This window comes from Bacillus sp. (in: firmicutes) (assembly GCA_017656295.1).
GTDB lineage: Bacteria > Bacillota > Bacilli > Bacillales > JACDOC01 > JACDOC01.
Genome location: JACDOC010000017.1, coordinates 1 through 20,336, shown reverse-complemented (window position 1 = coordinate 20,336; position 20,336 = coordinate 1). Strand labels below are relative to the sequence as shown.

Sequence of the window (20,336 nt, the reverse complement as noted above, 5' to 3'; positions counted from 1 at the left end):
TATGAGAAAGTTGCTAAAAGGATTATCCTGACTAATTCAAAAAAGTGCAGCAAATCTTAATTTTGGATACTAGCATTATTATTAGAGCTTTTCTAAAAAATAGGGTTCTATCTAAACTTAGTGGGATATAAATATGTCATACGTAACAATGACAAACATCCTTTACCACCATTTTATCTGAACGTAGTGGGATTTTAAGAATACAAATGTAGCAGCGACAATTCAAAATTTTTCTGAATATTAGTATTTGGTTCCAGACCAAGTGGAATATAAATATCTTTTAAAGGTGTCCTCTTTTTAAAGGGACGCCTTTTTTTTCTAAAAAGGGGCCAAGAGATGGACTGTCATCAGTTTAAGGATGATTTTACTAAAGTGGAATTTCAATCGAAAGCAGTAGCCTTTCTTCCTTCTATTCACCGGTGCGACAAAAGAGCGCTGGTAATAAGATACAAGTGAGAAGACATTGGAAGGAAGGAGGGTTTTAAATGTTTAATTTGTATTCGTATATGAAAGAATATGAACAAAAAATGGATGACATTAATCGAAATGGATGGAGATATCACCAACAACAAATGAGAAAAAAACCTTTATACTGTCGTCTTCCGTACTTTCATCAATCACCAAAGTGCCAATGTGACTCGGAAATTATGTAATGTTTTAGATTTGAAGTACAATTGTTAAAAAGTAGAAGAGTAAAAAAGCAGAATTTTAATTCAAGATGAAGTGAGATAGCCGAACGATAAACCTCTTGCCTTCCCTTTATGTTCAAACATTTATCTTAGCACGGACGCTCTCACTTCATACGGTTGTTTTTTCATAAGACTCTGTTAAGCGATACTGTTGATATTTATACATTACGCTTGTGGCGGACGCTTTCCGCGGGCAAGGTGCAAGCCGCTTCCCTCGCTACGCTCAAGTAAGGGTCTTGCGGCTTCTTGTTCCCGCTGGAGTCGCCGCCGTGTGAACAACTTGCTAAAAATCAACAATGACATATAACATAGCCTTTCATAAAATGAACAACCCTCTCATACAATGGAGTATGACAATAGATTTTTTTCACAAAAAGAGGTATGATAGGGTAGGGAAAAATAAAGAATGATGATATAGGTTGTTGAAGCTGGCATTAGCCAGTTTTTCCTGTTTTTAGTGTGAAATTTTCAAAAAAATTGATGATGATGGAAGAATTTTGTAATATGTATAAAGTGGAATAAGCACGAGAATAGGATGATGGGGTATGAAAAGAGCGCGAATTATATATAATCCAACGTCAGGCCGTGAGTTGTTTAAAAAGCATCTGCCAGAAGTGCTCCAAAAGTTAGAACAAGCCGGTTACGAGACGTCTGCCCATGCTACGACTGGAGCGGGGGACGCAACGAAGGCAGCGAAAATTGCCGTTGAGCGTCGCTATGATATTGTTATTGCTGCCGGAGGAGATGGAACAATCAATGAAGTGGTCAATGGTCTAGCCGAACAAGACTATCGTCCGAAATTAGGGGTCATTCCTGTCGGCACGACTAACGATTTTGCACGAGCGCTCCACATTCCGCGTGATATTGAGGCAGCAACGGATATTATCGTTAAAGGCGACACCATCCCTGTGGATATTGGACGCATGAATGACCGGTATTTTATTAATATCGCCGGGGGCGGACGCTTAACGGAACTAACGTATGAAGTGCCGAGTAAGTTAAAAACGATGCTCGGTCAACTCGCTTATTATTTAAAAGGAATTGAAATGCTGCCGTCCATTCGAGCGACCGAAGTGACGATTGAGTATGATGGCAAGCTTTATGAAGGCGAAGTGATGCTGTTCCTCGTCGGCTTAACAAATTCAGTCGGCGGTTTTGAAAAATTAGCTCCGGATGCGTCGATTAACGACGGCTTGTTCTCGTTATTAATTTTAAAGAAAACGAACTTAGCGGAATTTATTCGGATTGCCTCATCCGCCATTCGCGGCGAACATATCAATGATCCGCACGTCATTTACACGAAAGCGAACCATATTAAAGTGTATTCAAAAGAAAAAGTACAGCTTAATATTGACGGCGAATTCGGCGGACTACTTCCAGCTGAATTTGAAAACTTATACCGTCATCTCGAAGTGTTTGTCCCAATCGACCAAATCCGACCAGAAGACCGTGTTACAGAATAGCTTATGAGGCCTTTCTGATTTGTTCAGAAAGGTTTATTTTATGAATCAACTGTTCCTTCGCCTTTAGGCGTCCGTTATGTTACAATATGGTCGATTTTAAACAAACGTTTATTTAGTTCGAAAATACAAGAGTTCACACCGTTTTCAACCACTAGAGAAAGTAAACAAACGTTTGATGAATGATTGTTTAAACGTTTCTCGTGTGTAAGTATACGTTTGTATAAAAAATCTTCATCCGATAAATCCAAGTGAATTTGATTGTTTGGTCAAGCGATTTGTAAAAAGAGCAAAAGACAGCTACGATTTTTATACAAACATTTGATTAACTAAACTAGCCTCGATTCTATCTGGGATCAAGCTTCTTTTTATCTGGCTTTACCCTAAAATAACTGTGGATAATTTTTACTGCTATTTCATTCATCGATGTGCCAAAAACAATTGACATGAATGTCTGTTAAATGATGCTGTTAATATTTATACATTACGCTTGTGGCGGACGCTTTCCGCGGGCAAGCCGCTTCCCTCGCTACGCTCAAGTAAGGGTTTTTGCGGCTTCTTGTTCCCGCTGGAGTCGCCGCCGTGTGAACAACTTGCTAAAAATCACCAATGAAATTTAACATTGCCTTTTATTTAAACAAACGTTTGATTAAAAAAGGAAGGTTATCACGATGCCAAAAGATATGGTTGCACCTGTGAAAAAAAATGAATATTACGATGTCACATTTGAAGACTTAACCCACGATGGAAATGGTGTCGCGAAAGTGGATGGGTACCCGTTATTTGTTCCGAACGGTCTGCCTGGTGAAAAAGCGAAAGTGAAAGTCGTAAAAGTGAACAAAGGGTACGGATATGGTCGACTCATCGAATTATATGAACCGAGCCCAGAGCGAATGGAGCCATCATGCGCCATCTACAAACAATGTGGTGGTTGTCAATTACAGCACTTGTCGTATGACGGACAACTGAAAGCAAAGGAAAAGCACGTGCGGGAAGTGTTACAGCGTATCGGCAAAATTGAAGACGTCGTTGTTCATCCAGTGCTCGGCATGAACGATCCGTGGCGATATCGAAATAAAGCTCAAGTCCCTGTTGGGGAAAGAGAAGGGGGACTTGTCGCTGGGTTTTATCAAAAACGTTCGCACGACATTATCGATATGGAAGCATGTTTGATCCAGCAAGAAATGAACGATGTCGTGGTACAAACAGTAAAAAAGATTTGTGAAAAGTATGGGATTCCAGCGTACAACGAGAAAACGCATAAAGGAACGATTCGCCACATTATGGCTCGTTATGGACACACAACGAAGGACGTCATGGTTGTTCTAGTCACTCGAACCGACGACTTACCGTTTAAAAAGAAAATTGTTCAAGAAATTGTGGAGAACATTCCAAACGTCAAATCGATTATTCAAAACGTCAATCCAAAGCGGACAAACGTCATTTTAGGAGACAAAACGAAGGTATTATGGGGGACGGAATACATTTACGACTACATCGGTAATATCAAATTTGCAATATCTGCCCGTTCATTCTATCAAGTAAACCCAGAACAAACAAAAGTACTTTACGAAAAAGCGTTGGAATATGCGGACCTAACTGGGGAAGAAACGGTTATCGATGCGTATTGTGGCATCGGTACGATTTCGCTCTTTTTAGCTCAAAAAGCAAAAAAAGTATACGGTGTCGAAATCGTTCCTGAAGCCATCGAAGATGCGAAACGAAACGCCGAACTCAATAACATTCATAACGTCGAATTTGCGGTTGGCGAAGCCGAGACCGTCATTCCACAGTGGTACGAACGAGGCATCCAAGCCGACTGTATCGTCGTCGACCCGCCTCGCAAAGGCTGCGACGCTTCGCTATTAGAAACGATCATCGCCATGAAACCAAAACGCGTTGTTTATGTCTCTTGTAACCCGGCGACGCTCGCCCGCGACTTACGCATCCTCGAAGACGGCGGCTACCAAACGCTAGAAGTTCAGCCAGTGGATATGTTCCCGCATACGACGCATGTGGAGTGTGTGGCGCTTTTAAGCTTGAAATAACAAGAATTTCAGGGAGGCTAGAGTCAATTTGACCACAAATTGACCACATTTATATTTCTAGCCTCTTTTTTGCATATATTCGTTAAATTTTTGTGCTGTTAATTCTTTCATTTGATCTGTTACATGAGCATAAATATCCCCAGTGGTTTTGATGCTCGAATGCCCTAAACGGACTTGGACTTCTTTTAGGATTACAGATAATTAAATCCCATTCGATAGCTTTTTGCAAAGCGCCATATAAAACGGTATAAATGTATTCAATGTATTCAATGTATCTTTCTGAAAGTCCTTCATCTAGCAATTTATTTATAAACTCTTGACATTGTGCTGCAGTTATTTTGTTTAATTGATGTTTTCCTAAGACTCGTTTTATCCGATGAAAGCGGAAAAAAAGGGGCAGCTAATGGGAGTGTTCAACTTGGTACAGCTGATCTTGCACTAGAATTTAATAAAGGTATTAAAGTTGGTGCAAAGGCTGCAATAGTTAAGTATAATGTTAATAAAGATTTTACTTTTAACGGTATAACATTCGAAACTGGATTCGAAGCTGCACTTGGTAGTTATGGTGCCGAGTTAAATTTAGAGAAAAAAACAGGTGGATTTATTGGTCTTGGACCAGCTGGATTAGGTGTTTATATTAAAGTTAAATAAAAGGTGTAAAATGAAAAAAAGTAAAATATTAAAGTTGGGTATCTTAATTTATATTATTATTAGTATTATAAGCACATTAATTTTTGTCATCACTGAAGATTATAATGTTGAGCAAAAATTAACTATTTTTTCAGTGTTCTCTATATTTATTGTGATATCCTCGATAATCTTCTATTTATTTATTAACTTTTTTATTAATAAAATTAATTAATGTCTATCGTGCAACTCTACAAGGGTTGCACTTTTATATATCTTCTCTTTAATTTATTAATAAAGGAGAGATGAGATTGTTAATCAACATGGAACAACAGATTGCAAAGTGGCACCATACATATCATTTTAATGTTAATGGGCTTTAATTGATGTACTATGGTTTACAGATGATTTAACTATTAATGAAACAATATATACTAGAAAATATGAAGCGTATTGGGGACTTGATAGAATTTGGGGTAAAAAACCAAATTTAAAATGGAGACCAAAAGAAAAAAATAAAGGGTAAAATTTATTTTTATCTACGATAACGTATACTTGTTTATGTTGGTGTCAATGTTTTTATTTTTAGGAATATGAAAAAAATTTAGTATATATATGATAGAAAAAAATCAGAATTTAATAATCTTCCATTTTGATAAGGAATTAAATTTTATTCTGTTTTATAAAAAATATGATAAAGACGGAGTAGAATTATTTATGACTTATTATATTGCTCCAGATGATAACAGGCTAACAAATCCACATCAAATATCTAAAGTAATGATCAAAAATTAAAGTATTGTTACCGTTATATGAAACGGTTGTATTCCAACCCCAATTGTCCAGATTGTAAATTATTTATTGTGAGGTAAATCAAAAAACATTTGGAGTGTTTCCCGCAGATAATTTTGAAAAATACAGTTGATGAAACTGTATAAATTTAAGAGGATATAAAGGGGGAGATTGTAGTATATTTTTTATCTTTCGCCCCTTCAGTTTCTATTTTGTTAATAAACCTTTGGAGAACTTAATTTAAAATTTCTTCATCTTCAAAGAAGTTGCCTTTAAAAGAAAAGATAAAAGGAGTTTTAGAAGAGGTTTGACGTACAGATATAATTTCAGAATTTTTTGGTTTGTAAACAAATAACAGGACTTTTACTAGGTAGTAGATAAAAAAGACAGCATTAACGCTGTCAAAAAAATTGGGACTTAGTGTCTAGGTGCCCACAACATGATGGATACACCTAATAAACATACTAATGCTCCAATCCAGTCGTACATATCAGGGGTTTTTTTATCAACTACCCATCCCCAAAATATTGCAAGTATGATAAATACACCACCGTAAGCAGCGTAAATCCTACCGAAATGAGGGAAGTTTTGGAGAGTTGGAATGACTCCATAAGATATTAAAATCATACTCCCAACGATACCGTACCAGTATGGTTTGGACTCTCTTAACCATAACCAAACTAAGTAACCGCCACCTATTTCAGCTAACCCTGCTAGTAAAAATAAAATGATTGCTAAGAACATATTAACCCCCCAGTATTTATTGTAGTTACTCTATTGTACAATAAATTTTAGAACATTAAGCGGTTAGAACTAAGAACCAATGCACTTGTACTGTTAACTTAACACTTGTGGAATCAATTTTTAGGCAAGAAATGGATCACAGTCATGATGATTACATCCATTTCTTCCTTTTTTTATGTTTTTAGCCAGTTGTCTACAACGAGGAGCTTTGGATCATTTGAAAAAAATTACTGAGCTGAATGGGGAAGGTTGTTGGTAAAATTATGTAATTCAGAGAAAGCAGGAATAAAATTACAAATAATTTTGAAACTAAATTTGTTCAATTCCCTATTTCGACTGAAGTGGAATATTTCAATTAATACCGAGGTGAGAATATGAAAGCATCATTTAAAGTCGTGGCTGTCGTATTGGCTCTTTTCGTCTCGTTTAGCACGCTGGTATCCGCAGCTTCGGTTAACATCGCTGATTTGAAAGTGGATACTACAAAAGTGACAAGTTCGAAGGAGTTGGTGAAGCAATCAGATGTAATTGTTTACGGTAGATTTGACTCTCCCCTTAAGGATTATCCGACATCGCACATGGTAAACGAAAAGAAACTGGTCAATTACGTACAGTCCTTTCATGCCAGAATGGCTTTGAAAGGAAACACAGGCGCTTTAGTTCGCGTGTTAACAACGGGTGTCGAGCCACTCCCGTTGCCAACGGATCCTTTGAATAAAATTTACTCTGGACCTATCGCTGAAGGCGAATACGTTTGTTTTTTAAAAAAAGTTCCCGGAAAGAATATGTATACGCTGGTCGGTGTATGGCAGGGATTGTATCCGGTAATTAATCAAAAAACAATGGCACTCGAAGAATTTGGATTTTCGGAATTTGGCGACTTGACCGTTCAGGAGCTTTATCAGAAAATCAAAAGCTGTTAAAGTCCCCTATACGCTTGCTATGATTGATTATTAGCACTCTCATCAACGTAAGATACCATCCATTGCTTTATCGGGTAACGGGATTCGATAGTAAATAAGCATGCTACGGAAACGACCGACAAACGTACGAGTGTCGGTCTTTTTTTATCATCAAATATGCTCATACAATTCCCTTACACGTATGTTTTCCTCTTTTATCCTTTTATTTTCACGCTCACGCTCCACTTCCATTAGGTTCATCTTTAATCAAAAAAACGTTCTAAAACTTATGTAATCGATTACGATCATGAAAAAAGAATTACCGGATTTCCAGTAACGATACTAGGAAATCCGGTAACCGTAAGTAACACGTCAATCCGTTTCAAGGCAAAGTTCTTTTTATGACCCTTTCACCCAATTCATTAATAAATAAAAGGTTTAACTCCATATTTGTTTCACTTGCATAATAATGTATTACGTCCCTTCCTCTACGAAAAATGTGGCTGAGAGCAGTAGAAATAAAGAGGGGTACGTTTAGCTTTTACGAAAACATAGTCATTTAAGGATGTGTTGTGATGAAGAAGATGTGTCAAACGAAATTAGGAGCAATTGAATATCGGTTATTTGAGAATGACCAAAAGGGAGAGACGGTATTAATTTTGCATGGTGGACATTGCCATTGTGAAACAACGGTTGAAGGAGAGTTAATGCCACGTTTCTTTTTACACAATGGTTACCAAGTGTTAGTTCCTTCAAGACCTGGTTATGGACATACACCTCTGTCAACTGGAGAAAGAGCTGAGTCTTTTTCAGATGCTCTGATTGATTTGTTAGATCAGTTAGGTATACAGCAAGTTCATGTTGTTGGTATATCCACTGGATCGAGAGCGGCGCTGCAACTTGCCAGCCGTTACCGTGATCGTGTCGATAAACTCATTTTACAATGTGCACTAACGAAAGATGGGCTGGAACCTAACAATATGAAGCTGGAAAAAATAATCTATGGAACGAGACTAGAAAAATACATGTGGAAAATGGTTCGCTTTTTTTTACAAAAAATTGCGCCGAACGCTGCACTAAAGCTGATACTTTTCAAATTATCAACGTTACACCCAAAAGTTGTCCTTGAGGGTATGACAGACGTTCAGAAAAAAGCAATGATTGCATATGTTAGCACACTGAGGTCAAGGCAAGGATTTATTCATGATTTAACTCATGTAAGTGGTGATCTCAAACAAGTTGAAGCGCCAACTCTTATTATTCATAGCAAATATGACAAAGCAAATGACTTTTCACATGCGGAATATGCGAAAAATAACATAAGGAATTCAATATTATATACAACAGAAGCGGAAAGTCATTTCATTTGGTTTAGTGAACATTATTGGAAAGTTGAGCAGGAAATGCTGAGATTTTTACAACATCAGAAGGTATCGCAATTGAGTCAGTGAAGTCTTCATTATTCTACCACTAAATAAGAACCGTACGGTGAGAAAGGTGTTCGCATAATTCTGTAATTATCTAATCCTAAAGCTTCTTTTAAAGCAATCGTTTCACCTGGAAAAACAGGATGATTCAATTCATCAAATCCAATAATACTACCTTTCGTGAGGTGATTTCTAATTAATTCCAGGCATTTTTTGGTTGGCTCATATATATCAAAATCAAAATAAGCTAAAGCAATAATTGTTTGAGGATTTTCTTTTAAATATTTTTCTAATGTTAACGTCGCATCACCTTTCACTAACTCAAACTTCTTAATATGAGAAAGTGGACTTTCCTTTTCATGATAATCCAGAACTGCTTCTAAATAATTTTCGTAACCTTCCGTAACTGTGTATGCTCCTACTTCTACAATATCGTCGCTTCCATCTTTTTTATGAACAGAAGGAAAACCACTAAAAGTGTCAAAACCAATTATTTTTCTACTGTAATTATATGGCTCATAAATACCTCTTAAAGACTCAAATAAAGCTAGATTTTTCCCCCAGCGAACGCCAAACTCCATAATAACTCCATTCACATCAAGGATCTTTTGATACAATTCATGTTTAAATAACAAGTCTGAAATAGATTGTCTTTTTTGGAATAGTACTAAGTTATCTAACAGTTCATTTTCAGGAATAGGTGATGATTTAAATAAGTCTAATATCTGACTTCTATAATCCTTTTCTTCTCCAGATTGATGTGATTTCAGTTTAATTTCTTTTTTAGACATTTTTCACATTACCTCTTTTCTTATTTGGTTTGGATTGCAATTCATTATATTAGGAACCGGGTATATTGTTACATTTTTTTAAAAAAGTAAATAACGACCAATTTAGTCAGGGGCACTAAGATTATCAAAAATGGATATTGGTTCGTTAGAGAATTAAATACATGAGAGTGTGTAGCAAAAATTTTCTTCAGGAAAAATTAAGCAGATGGGACCGGATCTGAAAAAGATTTCTGGTCTTCCATCTGCTTTTTTTAATCTTTTTTTCAAAACGTTGTAGCAGTTCTTCTCTTAAATGGTTAATCAAGAATTACGGTTGTACCAATTTAGGATAAACGGGTTTGTCTCATAATTACAATCAGCTGAACTAAAGATATTTGTATGAATTTTGGTTTAACTCACAAACTAAAATGGCTGCATTTTATAAAAGGAGAGGTAAAAATGACAAAAGTATTGTATATCACAGCTCATCCGCATGATGAAACTCAATCATACAGTATGGCGGTAGGAAAAGCCTTTATCGACACATACAAAAAAGTTAATCCAGATCACGAAATAGTGCATATTGACCTATATAGAGAAGATATTCCTCAAATTGATGTTGATGTATTTAGTGGTTGGGGGAAACTTCAATCTGGGAAAGGATTTGAGGAACTTTCAGCAGAGGAAAAAGCGAAAGTTGGTCGGCTTTCAGAGTTATGTGACCAATTTATTTCTGGGGACAAGTATATTTTTGTTACACCTATGTGGAATTTTTCATTTCCGCCTGTCATGAAAGCATATATTGATGCTGTTGCAGTTGCAGGTAAAACCTTTAAATACACCGACCAAGGACCAGTAGGGCTATTAACTGATAAAAAAGCCTTACATATTCAAGCGAGTGGAGGCATTTATTCAGAAGGTCCAGGAGCTCAAATGGAAATGGGGCATCGTTATCTAGGGATCATCATGCAATTCTTTGGAGTTCCTTCTTTTGAAGGTTTATTTGTTGAAGGACATGCTGCAATGCCTGATAAAGCACAAGAAATTAAAGAAAACGCCATTGCACGAGCAAAAGATGTTGCTCATACGTTTTAACATTTTTCTAAAAGAGCCAACAAGGATGCAGGCTCTTTTTTTATTCATTCAACTACTTCGAGTGTATGAACCATGCAGGAGCTTAATCAAGTTCCTGCATTTTTATTTTTTACCTCATAAATAACCTTTTACAGAAGGTAATATTGTAAAAAAATCGAATAATTAATAAGGTTTTATCAAACAAATTGGAGGCCCTACATAATGGAGTTTGAAGTAGTGGAGAAACTAACAAACGAGCAAATTCGCTGTTTACATCAGTTGTACCAAAAAGAATGGTGGACCAAAGAACGGAAATGGTCAGAAGTTCAGCGAATGGTAGAGAATTCCGATATCACGATTGGTTTATGTGAACTTCAAACGAAAGAGTTGGTTGCTTTTACGAGGGTACTAACAGACTATGTCTATAAAGCGTTGATTCTAGATGTCATCGTGAAGGAGAGCTATCGTGGTAAAAAACTAGGACGTATATTAATGGATTCTGTGCTTCATCATCCTTTGTTAAAAGACGTAATGCATTTTGAATTGTATTGTCGGCCGGAGATGATCCCTTTTTATCAGAAATGGGGCTTTACGGAAGAATTAGGCGAACTTTATTTTATGCGTAAAACAAGGTAGATAGGAGGACGAAGATGGAAACTAAGCAGTTCCTGTACAAATTACAACTCATCCCTAAGCTTTTAGATGAAAACAATTGGACCGATAAAGAGAATACGATTGTTTCGACCCATTTTTCATACTTGCAAAACTTGTTAAAGGAAAACAAAGTAATCATGGCAGGGAGGACGCTCAACTACGACCCTTTTGGAATTGTTATTTTGGAAGTGGAAAGCCTAGAAGAAGCGGATCAGATCATGAAGAACGATCCAGCTGTGAAAGAAGGAATCATGACAGCGGAATTGTTCCCGTTTCGGGTAGCGTTGATGAATCAATAAAATCGTCAAGTTAATTAAGGAGGAACTATGATAGTAAATCTTAAAGGAAAAAAAGCGGTTATTACGGGATCGACTTCAGGCATTGGTTATGCGATTGCAGAAGCGCTTGCTCAAGCAGGCTGCTCGGTTCTTATCAATGGTCGTACGGAACAAAGTGTGACAAAAGCTTTGCATAAGTTGATAAAAGAACTTCCAGAGGCTGACGTCAGTGGGGTAGCGGCTGATCTTAGTAGCCCTCAAGGGATCAATAAAATGATCGAATGTTGGCCGGAAACAGATATTCTCGTAAATAACATAGGAATATTTGAACCGAAACCTTTTTTTGACATTACAGACGAAGAATGGGATACATATATTCAGGTGAATTTGATGAGCGCTGTTCGTTTAAGTCGTCATTATGTAAAAGAAATGGTGAAAAGAGGATGGGGGAGAGTCATCAATAATGCAAGTGCCACTTCCGGTTTTTTCTCGGGAGAAATGGTCCACTATGGTGCGACAAAAGCAGCTCTGTTAGCCTTTTCACGGGGATTAGCGGAAAGTGTAGCTGGAAGCGGAGTCACTGTGAATGCGTTTCTTCCAGGTCCTACAAAGACAGAAAAAGTGGAAAGTTTTATGACAGATCGAGCTCAAGAAGCAGGTAAAAGCACAGAACAGTTTGAGCAAGAGCTGTTTGAGAAACACTTACCAACCTCTTTAATTAAACGTTTTGCAACTACAAAAGAGGTAGCGAATCTAGTGGTATTCTTAGCTTCCGAACAGGCTTCACCGATCACAGGTACTGCACAACGGGTAGACGGAGGTATTTTGCGATCCATTTTATAATCAAAAAACAGGGTTAGTTCCTCGAAAAGGAACTAACCCTGTTTGTCTACTTTCCCCTCTTATTCTTTTGTGGCTCCAAGAAGTGCTCATCCTTCAGTGCTTTCACTCGTTTTTTGAATTGTTCAATCATTTCCATCGGTATCAGTTCATCTCCATAACGTACTTTTTCATACGTTTCAAAGAAGTCTTCTGTTTCGTTTAGTCCAATTCGTTCGAACCAGTCGCGAATGGATTCGAATTTTTTCCGGCCTTGGCCTTCTTTCATGGATAGCTGTTCCAATGCCAGCACTTGTTCACGAACTTCGCCGACACTAATTGAATATTCTACGATGGAGCGATTGATCGGGTGCTGGGAATCGTTTATGCTTTTAGTGGTTTGACTAGAAACCAGGGTTGTTTCTTCTTCAAATATAAGTTCAGACGTTCTCTTTTTCATCAAATACACGATAATACCAACAACGAGTAGCGCAATGAAGATTTCAACGATCGGAAAGGAGACCGTTTCATGATGGACAAATTGTTCTGGTCGAAGCACGTTATCTTCTTGTAATTTTAGTTTCAGTGACTCTAAGTTTCTTTGCATTTTTTCTTTCGGTAAAAGAGAAATAATAAAAGTAATGATTATTTCTACTGCATAGGAAATGACGAGCAATATTTTTCTGAAAAACTTGATGAACACAGACTTTATTAGCGGAGAAGTTAAGATGAAAAGCCCAACCCCTAAAGTAAAGAATCCGCCAAAAAGAAGCAGGGATAAGGCATTTCGTTTTTTCAGTTTTGAAAGTGGCTTTTCACTCAGTAACAACCGCTGCACCATAGTGCCTATAGAAATAATGGTCAGTTGAAAAATAAAAAGTAATAACAATAATGCAAGAAGATGATCTTGATTTTTATAGACCGTGACTATAATCGCCACGACAAGATTTAAGTAAAATAGCAGTGTGTACCCACCATTTACTTCAAACAACTTTGCCTCTAGTTGAAAATAACTGTTTATTCGCCAAACGAGAAAAATAAGGGTAACCAATGTTATCAACCAATGAGTGAAAAATATTGCGATTCCTACAAACAGTAGGATGAGATAAATAATAACTAACAAATAGTGCTTCATTGACCGTGTAATCAAGGAATACGCAATAAAAATGGATGAGCCTATTAGAAGTAGAACAGAAAAAGGGAAGTATTGGTTGATTAGCTGATCGTAGTTCACGATATAAGAGAAAGTAACAAATAGGAATAGGATATCTAAAATTATGTGTAAAAGATTTATGAGGAAGCGATTTTTAAAGAACGTTGCCATGGTACTATTGCTCCTTGATCTTCAAATGCTTGTAATGTTAAAATCTGGACTCCTCGATGGTTATATTGGTAGAGAATCTTCTCATCTTCATCGGTTGTTTTTCCTGCTTGGACGAAAACAGCAGGAACTAATTGATGTAATAACGCATATTGAAGGACGATTGAAAATCGAATCGTCATACTGTTGTTAGATGGTATCGATAGAAGTTCGAGCGCTTTTTGTAAATGCTTCGGGCCAGACCCTGAAGGTAAGTACAAAAACGGAGTTGAGCCAAACGAACGAACATTTACCACGAGTGAAAACGATATATTTTTATCCAATGCTTGCTGCATCAAATAGGTTGTATATTTAATATAGTCTTCTAATTGACTAGTTACGCCGTGCCGCCCATCCGATAAGTTAATGGCAAACATCCATTCCATTTTTGTCGAAGGGGCAAACACTTTCGTTTGTAATTCTTGCCTTCTAGCGGATGTTTTCCAGTGTATATCTTGAAAACGGTCACCTCGAATATAATCTCTAGTGCCAATCGGTTGAAACCGGTCAACAAAGAGCGAGTTTATTGTTGGATGTTCTCCTAAACCGATGGCTTTTTTTTCGATACGAGCTGGAAAAGGAGCTGGAGACGGAAACACATAAATTTGTGTTTGAATGATATCGGAATACGTCAAAATCACTTCCCCGCTCCCAAATAAATGAGGAATATTTATTTGAAGTTCTAAAATTCTTGTCGTCCCTCTTTTGACTCCTAAAATCGGTATTTTAATAACCGTTTCTTCTTTTTTCAAAAGGCTAAAGGGAACGGGTACTTCAATCGTTCCAGAAACATATTGGTCCGCACTCATTTTCGTCGGTCGAATGACATCTTTTAGTGTCAGTCTTATCGTTGCCCCTAAAATGGCTACGCCTTCATTGCGAAATGAAAGCCGTAAGTAGCCTTCTTCATCAACAAGCAGACGAATGTTCTCCTTTTGGTTATCAAAATAGAGTTTGTTACCAACATGTTTGAAATACCAATTGTGCATAAAGAAATATGTAATTCCTATCACACCTATTGTAAAAATGATGTAATTGGCTACCAAAAAACCGGCGGTTGCTACGATTGAAAATAAAAGGAAGGATAAGATATGGAAATAGTAATCATCGATAATCTCTCTTTTCCATCGCATTAGTTCACCCTCGATTCTACTGGGAGATCCACTTCTTCTAACAACTCTTCCATAACCTGTTCGTTTGTTTTGATTAATGACGCTTCCGGGGTTAATTGAATTCGGTGGGAAATGACATATGGGATCATCATTTTCACGTCTTCTGGAGTGACATAGTCTCTACTTTGAATAAACGCTATACCTTGGGCAGCTCTTAATAAGGCGAGAGTGGCCCTTGGACTAGCTCCTACTTCTATATGTTTGTACTCGCGGGTATAGCGAGTGACGGTTAAAATGTAAGTTTCTATATCAGCAGAAACATGTACGTCTTTTACTTGCTTAGACAGTTCGTTAATTTCTTTTAATGAAATGACAGGTACCACGTCGGAAAGCGGATTTTGTTTTGTAAATCTTTTTAAAATCAACCGCTCTTCGTCAAATTCCGGATAAGAAAACGGTACTTTAAATAAAAAACGGTCTAATTGTGCAGCAGGAAGAGGAAATGTTCCTTGTTGGGATTCAACAGGGTTTTGGGTAGCAATTGTAATAAAAGGCGGATCTAACGTTATTGTTTCGCCATCTATCGTAAATTGCCTTTCTTCCATTACTTCTAACAAACTGGATTGGGTTCTAGGGGTGGCTCGGTTAATTTCATCTGCTAAAAGGACATTCGTTAAAACCGGTCCAGGGCGGAACTCAAATTCAGATGTTTTTGGATTAAAAAATTGTACGCCTGTTACATCAGATGGAAGCACATCTGGAGTAAATTGAATTCGCTTAAATTTGCCTTCAATGCATTGGGCAAACGTTTTTGCTAATAACGTTTTTCCAGTCCCGGGCACACTCTCCATTAACACATGCCCATTTTGGAGTAAGGCAATGAGTAACAGTTCGATTTCTCTTTCTTTGCCGACTAACACTTTGTTCATTTCGGCTTTTATTTTATGGATCAGTGACATACACCAGACGCTCCTTATTCATCATTTATATTTAAATATTAGCAAAATTTGTATTAATCGTAAAATTAAAGCATTTAGTTTGTTTATAAAGGTTGATGTTTATTATGTTAAAATGAACCTTAAAATAAAAATTTATAGATAATTTTTTAAGTTGACAACACAAACTGTAATATTTATTATTACATTTAGGAGGCAGGTCCAAATGAATAGCGATTTTTCGATTGCTGTTCACTGCGTTGCGTATTTAGCCCAAAAGCAAAACCAACGAGTGACCAGTGAAGATATCTCCCAAAGTGTTTCGGTCCACCCAGTAAGATTAAGAAAAATTTTGAGTGTATTAAGGAAAGAAAATATTATCACATCAAAAGAAGGGGCGAAAGGCGGCTTTTCTTTAAACGCTAAACCTGAGCATATTACGTTAGACAAAATATATAAAATTACCAGTGAAGAGACGCTGGTGCCGAAATGCCCTGATTCCAACGAAAATTGTCTTATAGGTAAACACTTATCAGATATACTCATTCGCGTTTTTCATCATGCAGAAGAGCACTTTTTAAACTATTTAAAAGGTGTGACCATACAAGATATTATTGATGAGATCAATCAAAGTGAATCTCATAGCGAAGACTAGTCAAAAGGCACAGCTGATGCTGGTTTGTGTTAGTTGTGCTCAGTAAATTTTTTTAAATAAAACTGTAACAAAATATATTTCAGTTATGGAGGTGAATAGGAATGAAGAAAAAACGAGTTGTGGTCGGAATGTCTGGTGGGGTAGATTCCTCTGTGGCAGCTTACCTATTGAAAAAAGAAGGGTACGACGTCATCGGTGTCTTTATGAAAAACTGGGATGACACCAATGATGACGGTGTATGTACAGCAGCGGAAGATTATGAAGATGTAAGAAGAGTAGCGAATCAACTCGGAATTCCTTACTACAGTGTGAACTTTGAAAAAGAATATTGGGACCGTGTGTTTACGTACTTTATGGATGAGCTAAAACGAGGTCGAACACCTAACCCAGATGTGTTATGTAATACCGAAATTAAATTTAAAGCCTTCGTTGACTACGCTCTTTCTCTAGATGCTGATTATATCGCGACTGGTCATTACGCAAGAATCAATAGAGAAAATGGTCAAATCACCTTACTACGTGGAAAAGACTCCAATAAAGATCAAACGTATTTTCTTAGCCAATTAACGGCAGACCATTTGTCCAAAGTTCTATTTCCACTAGGAGATTTAACGAAGGATGAAGTACGAAAAATCGCTCAAGAATTGAACCTTATTACCGCCAATAAAAAAGATAGTACTGGAATCTGTTTTATCGGAGAAAGAAATTTCAAAAGCTTTTTAAAGAATTTTTTACCGGCAAAGCCCGGAGAAATTCGTTCCCTCGATGGGGAAGTACTAGGTACTCATGATGGGTTAATGTATTACACCATTGGTCAACGGAAAGGACTTGGCATCGGTGGCAAAGGAACTGGTGAACCTTGGTATGTCGTCGATAAAGATTTAGAAAACAATGTGTTACTCGTTGCTCAAGGAAAAGACCATCCGGCATTGTTCTCCACCGGTCTTATTGCCACTCATGTGAACTTAATCAATCGGGAGGCTCGTCCGGGTACGTTTGTATGTACAGCTAAATTCCGTTACCGTCAAGAAGATCAGAAGGTACGTGTCCATATTCGTCCGGATCAAACTGCCTTTGTAGAATTCGAAAAACCGGTTAAAGCTGTTACTCCAGGACAAGTAGCCGTATTTTATGACGGTGAGGTTTGTCTTGGCAGTGCCATTATTGACAAAGTGATGAAAGACGATGCAGCCATTGCCTCTGTCGCATCATAACAAGATAGTTATGGAAATCATATAAAGTTGTTTTTTACAAAAAATAAATAATGTTTAACAGGACGAAATGTATCGGTGATTGGGTATACCATTTATTTAACATTATTATCGTTAAAGCTTTCAGGTGAGGCATAACAAAAATATTATGACTTAATTTTTCTTAGGGAGGGGTAACAATGGAAAAATTTAAAAACCATAAAGGGTATTCACGTATGTATCAAGAAAACAAACTAACAGTAGGGTTGTTCTTCCCGATTGAATCGTATATGGGGGACGTCCCTGAGATGAATATAGAAAAGCAAATGAAGTTAGCAAAACGAGCTGAAGAGCTTAATTTCGCTTCCTTATTTGTAAGAGATGTGCCATTACGCGATCCGAATTTCGGTGATGTGGGGCAAATGTATGATCCGTTTACGTATTTAGGGTATGTTGCGGCCCACACAGAAAAAATTGCGTTAGGAACGGGAAGTATTATTTTAACGTTGCGCCACCCTCTTCATGTGGCAAAAGCAGCAGCTTCTGTTGACAGATTATCTGGTGAACGACTCATTCTCGGTGTGGCAACAGGTGACCGTCCAATTGAGTTTCCAGCATTCTCTGTGAATCCAGAAGATCGTGGCGAACTATTTCGAGAAGCGTTTGATGTCATAAAAAAATCATGGAAAGAGCATTTTCCTGCTATTGACTCTCCACGAGTGCATCTAACAAACGGAGATATTTTACCAAAACCGAAATTGTCAGACATTCCAATGATGGTGACAGGTCATAGCGGACAGTCGCCTGAATGGATTGCTGAACATAGTGATGGATGGATTTACTATCCACGTGGGCTTAAATTCCAAAAAGCATTAATCGACAACTGGCGCTCGTTAACAGACGAATTTAAGCCATTTACCCAATCACTATATATTGATTTAGCGGAAGATCCAGATCATGTCCCAATTCCAATTCATCTTGGATTCCGTACGGGACGAAATTTCGTGATCGAATTTCTTGAAGCGTTACAAGATGCGGGTGTAAACCATGTCATCATCAACTTAAAATATGGTCAACGTCCAGTAGAAGAAGTAATTGAAGAATTAGGTGAATATGTGCTTCCACATTTTCCAGCATTATCATGATGTTATTAAAACAAGAAAGGACGGATAAGGATGAACGTATTAGTCATTGGCGCCAACGGAAAAGTAGGTCAACAAGTGGTGGACATGCTTCATGCACATGAAACACACACGGTTCGGGCGATGGTTCGAAAACAAGAACAACTTGAGGCTTTTCAGCAAAAAGGAATTGAAGCGGTACTCGCTGATCTAGAAGGTACGGTCGATGAAATTGCCGAAGCAGCGAAAGGTTGTGACGCAATCGTATTCTCCGCTGGTTCAGGTGGACACACAGGAGCAGATAAAACATTGCTTGTCGATTTAGACGGTGCTGTAAAAGCAATGGAAGCTGCTGAAAAAGCAGGTGTGAACCGATTTGTTATTGTAAGCACATTCCAAGCCCACAACCGCGAAAACTGGCCTGAAAACCTTAAACCGTATTATGTCGCTAAACATTATGCTGACCGTATGTTAATAAATAGCGGATTAAATTATACGATTATTCGTCCTGGTTATCTACGCGATGAAAAAGGAACAGGCTTCGTTACCGCAGCCGAGAACTTAAAAAGCGGCAGCATTCCACGCGAAGACGTAGCAAGAACAATCGTTCAAGCTCTTGATGAACCAAATACGTATAAAAAAGCATTCGATTTAATGTCAGGGGATACAGAGATTGCTGAAGCGTTAAAATCGCTGTAAGTACAGTAGAAGGGAGAACTTTACAATATGGCATACCCATTTTATGCAATGGATTTTGCTTTCTATAACTCAATGGGCATTTATAGCTTTGAAGCTCGATGTGAAATGTTGAAGGAGATTGGGTATGACGCGACCCATTTATCTGTCTGGCACGGAGAACGGTGGCGAGATGTAGAAAAGCTGAAAAACGTAAAGGAAAAATATGGTCTAGACGTCGCTGGCGTGTACGTTGTGTTAGACCTTTCACTAGGTGAAGATCATCCAAGAAATAAAGGAATTTTAAAAATGTTGGAGATAATGGAGGGATGTTCGACGGTTGAACTCGCGATTCAATCCGTCGGACATCATATCCGTCCTTCAGATCCTAAAGGGGACGACATCGCCGCGAAGTGGTTAGAAAAAGCGCTAGAGATTGCCGAACGAAGAAACATTGATATTTTACTTTACACCCACCTATCTTTCTGGGTTGAACGCCATGAAGATGCAGTCAGACTTTGTAAGCGTCTTAACCATCCTCATCTCGGCATCGTCTTTTGTGGCTACCATTGGTACGCTGTCGATGGAACCGATTTATCAGGAATACTTAGAAAGGTATCTCCTTATTTAAAACAAGTGAACATTTCTGGTAGCCGTCGCAATCCACACGGTTTTGGTGGAGTCGCCACGATTGAACCATTGGATGCCGGAGAGTTAGATAATTTTGCCTTACTTGGAGAGCTAAAAAAGATTGGTTATAAGGGAATGATTGGTTACCAAGGTTGGAGTGAAGGCGGCGACGCTTTTAGTAAGCTAAGTCGATCACTTCAAGCGTTCCGAGATATGGAACGTCGACTAGAAGCCCACCCACATTGGGCCGATTTAAAATTAACTCCATAGCTAAAGATAAAAACATCCTGCTCGTTCATGAACTGCACCCCTTAAAGTAGAGGTTGAAAAACCCCCTAATGGGCAACATTTACTTTAAGGGGTGATTTTTATGG

Annotated in this window: 22 protein-coding genes; 15 read left to right on the top strand and 7 right to left on the bottom strand. The window is 37.8% G+C overall.

All coding sequences use genetic code 11. From position 1 onward, the window contains the following. Positions 1–485: 485 nt before the first annotated feature. Complete coding sequence (locus H0Z31_12250; protein ID MBO8178215.1) at positions 486–653, top strand: hypothetical protein; 168 nt, start codon at positions 486–488, stop codon at positions 651–653. A gap of 201 nt (positions 654–854) precedes the next feature. Here H0Z31_12250 and H0Z31_12245 read toward each other — a convergent pair whose 3' ends face one another. Beyond that, positions 855–992 carry a hypothetical protein gene (locus H0Z31_12245; protein ID MBO8178214.1) on the bottom strand — a complete coding sequence of 46 codons (138 nt, stop codon included), beginning with the start codon at positions 990–992 and terminating at the stop codon, positions 855–857. A gap of 242 nt (positions 993–1,234) precedes the next feature. Between H0Z31_12245 and H0Z31_12240 the strand changes: the two genes are divergently transcribed. Both H0Z31_12240 and rlmD read left to right on the top strand, forming a co-directional pair. Next, positions 1,235–2,152 (top strand): diacylglycerol kinase, encoded by a 918-nt coding sequence (locus H0Z31_12240; protein ID MBO8178213.1) that lies wholly within the window; start codon positions 1,235–1,237, stop codon positions 2,150–2,152. A gap of 680 nt (positions 2,153–2,832) precedes the next feature. After that, the gene (gene rlmD / locus H0Z31_12235; GenBank protein MBO8178212.1) at positions 2,833–4,197 is read left to right on the top strand and encodes a 23S rRNA (uracil(1939)-C(5))-methyltransferase RlmD; all 1,365 of its coding nucleotides are present in this window, start codon (positions 2,833–2,835) and stop codon (positions 4,195–4,197) included. Positions 4,198–4,279: 82 nt separating this feature from the next. Here the strand turns inward: rlmD and H0Z31_12230 are convergent, their stop codons facing one another. Then, the gene (locus H0Z31_12230; protein ID MBO8178211.1) at positions 4,280–4,597 is read right to left on the bottom strand and encodes a hypothetical protein; all 318 of its coding nucleotides are present in this window, start codon (positions 4,595–4,597) and stop codon (positions 4,280–4,282) included. On the opposite strand from H0Z31_12230, the gene H0Z31_12225 reads away from it, so the two are divergent. Continuing rightward, entirely contained in the window at positions 4,522–4,848 is a 327-nt protein-coding gene (locus H0Z31_12225; protein ID MBO8178210.1) for a hypothetical protein, read from the top strand. The two genes, H0Z31_12230 and H0Z31_12225, sit on opposite strands and share 76 nt — an antisense overlap. 1,185 nt (positions 4,849–6,033) lie before the next feature. Here H0Z31_12225 and H0Z31_12220 read toward each other — a convergent pair. Continuing rightward, positions 6,034–6,360 (bottom strand): YnfA family protein, encoded by a 327-nt coding sequence (locus H0Z31_12220; GenBank protein MBO8178209.1) that lies wholly within the window; start codon positions 6,358–6,360, stop codon positions 6,034–6,036. Between the two features lie 374 nt (positions 6,361–6,734). Here H0Z31_12220 and H0Z31_12215 point away from each other — a divergent pair, with 374 nt between their 5' ends. Both H0Z31_12215 and H0Z31_12210 read left to right on the top strand, forming a co-directional pair. Then, positions 6,735–7,283 carry a hypothetical protein gene (locus H0Z31_12215; GenBank protein MBO8178208.1) on the top strand — a complete coding sequence of 183 codons (549 nt, stop codon included), beginning with the start codon at positions 6,735–6,737 and terminating at the stop codon, positions 7,281–7,283. Between the two features lie 554 nt (positions 7,284–7,837). Next, positions 7,838–8,713: an alpha/beta hydrolase gene (locus H0Z31_12210; protein ID MBO8178207.1), complete on the top strand. Its 876-nt coding sequence runs from the start codon at positions 7,838–7,840 to the stop codon at positions 8,711–8,713. An 8-nt stretch (positions 8,714–8,721) separates the two neighbouring features. On the opposite strand, the gene H0Z31_12205 is transcribed toward H0Z31_12210, so the two are convergent. Then, entirely contained in the window at positions 8,722–9,480 is a 759-nt protein-coding gene (locus H0Z31_12205; protein MBO8178206.1) for a crotonobetainyl-CoA--carnitine CoA-transferase, read from the bottom strand. 438 nt (positions 9,481–9,918) lie between these two features. Between H0Z31_12205 and H0Z31_12200 the strand changes: the two genes are divergently transcribed. The 4 genes from H0Z31_12200 to H0Z31_12185 all read left to right on the top strand — a co-directional run bounded on the left by H0Z31_12200 (position 9,919) and on the right by H0Z31_12185 (position 12,308). Beyond that, a complete protein-coding gene (locus H0Z31_12200; GenBank protein MBO8178205.1) occupies positions 9,919–10,554 on the top strand; it encodes an FMN-dependent NADH-azoreductase in 636 nt (211 codons plus the stop codon). Between the two features lie 198 nt (positions 10,555–10,752). After that, positions 10,753–11,169, top strand: a complete 417-nt coding sequence (locus H0Z31_12195) for a GNAT family N-acetyltransferase (protein MBO8178204.1) — start codon at positions 10,753–10,755, stop codon at positions 11,167–11,169. A 14-nt stretch (positions 11,170–11,183) separates the two neighbouring features. After that, positions 11,184–11,486, top strand: a complete 303-nt coding sequence (locus H0Z31_12190) for a hypothetical protein (GenBank protein MBO8178203.1) — start codon at positions 11,184–11,186, stop codon at positions 11,484–11,486. A gap of 27 nt (positions 11,487–11,513) precedes the next feature. Beyond that, complete coding sequence (locus tag H0Z31_12185; GenBank protein MBO8178202.1) at positions 11,514–12,308, top strand: SDR family oxidoreductase; 795 nt, start codon at positions 11,514–11,516, stop codon at positions 12,306–12,308. A 46-nt stretch (positions 12,309–12,354) separates the two neighbouring features. On the opposite strand, the gene H0Z31_12180 is transcribed toward H0Z31_12185, so the two are convergent. Genes H0Z31_12180 through H0Z31_12170 form a run of 3 tightly spaced genes read right to left on the bottom strand, consistent with a single transcriptional unit; the run spans position 12,355 to position 15,715 of the window. Continuing rightward, the gene (locus H0Z31_12180; GenBank protein ID MBO8178201.1) at positions 12,355–13,608 is read right to left on the bottom strand and encodes a hypothetical protein; all 1,254 of its coding nucleotides are present in this window, start codon (positions 13,606–13,608) and stop codon (positions 12,355–12,357) included. Then, complete coding sequence (locus H0Z31_12175) at positions 13,575–14,777, bottom strand: DUF58 domain-containing protein (protein ID MBO8178200.1); 1,203 nt, start codon at positions 14,775–14,777, stop codon at positions 13,575–13,577. Before H0Z31_12175 ends, H0Z31_12180 begins: the two co-directional genes overlap by 34 nt. Further along, complete coding sequence (locus H0Z31_12170) at positions 14,777–15,715, bottom strand: MoxR family ATPase (protein ID MBO8178199.1); 939 nt, start codon at positions 15,713–15,715, stop codon at positions 14,777–14,779. Before H0Z31_12170 ends, H0Z31_12175 begins: the two co-directional genes overlap by 1 nt. Before the next feature lie 202 nt (positions 15,716–15,917). Between H0Z31_12170 and H0Z31_12165 the strand changes: the two genes are divergently transcribed. The 5 genes from H0Z31_12165 (at position 15,918) to H0Z31_12145 (ending at position 20,232) form a co-directional block, all read left to right on the top strand. After that, positions 15,918–16,346, top strand: coding sequence for an Rrf2 family transcriptional regulator (locus tag H0Z31_12165; protein ID MBO8178198.1), 429 nt, complete (start codon positions 15,918–15,920; stop codon positions 16,344–16,346). Between the two features lie 101 nt (positions 16,347–16,447). Continuing rightward, positions 16,448–17,560, top strand: coding sequence for a tRNA 2-thiouridine(34) synthase MnmA (mnmA, locus tag H0Z31_12160; GenBank protein ID MBO8178197.1), 1,113 nt, complete (start codon positions 16,448–16,450; stop codon positions 17,558–17,560). A gap of 176 nt (positions 17,561–17,736) precedes the next feature. After that, positions 17,737–18,681, top strand: coding sequence for an LLM class oxidoreductase (locus H0Z31_12155; protein ID MBO8178196.1), 945 nt, complete (start codon positions 17,737–17,739; stop codon positions 18,679–18,681). Positions 18,682–18,711: 30 nt separating this feature from the next. Next, positions 18,712–19,356, top strand: a complete 645-nt coding sequence (locus H0Z31_12150) for an SDR family oxidoreductase (GenBank protein MBO8178195.1) — start codon at positions 18,712–18,714, stop codon at positions 19,354–19,356. 27 nt (positions 19,357–19,383) lie between these two features. Beyond that, positions 19,384–20,232 carry a sugar phosphate isomerase/epimerase gene (locus H0Z31_12145; protein ID MBO8178194.1) on the top strand — a complete coding sequence of 283 codons (849 nt, stop codon included), beginning with the start codon at positions 19,384–19,386 and terminating at the stop codon, positions 20,230–20,232. The last annotated feature ends 104 nt before the right edge of the window (positions 20,233–20,336 follow it).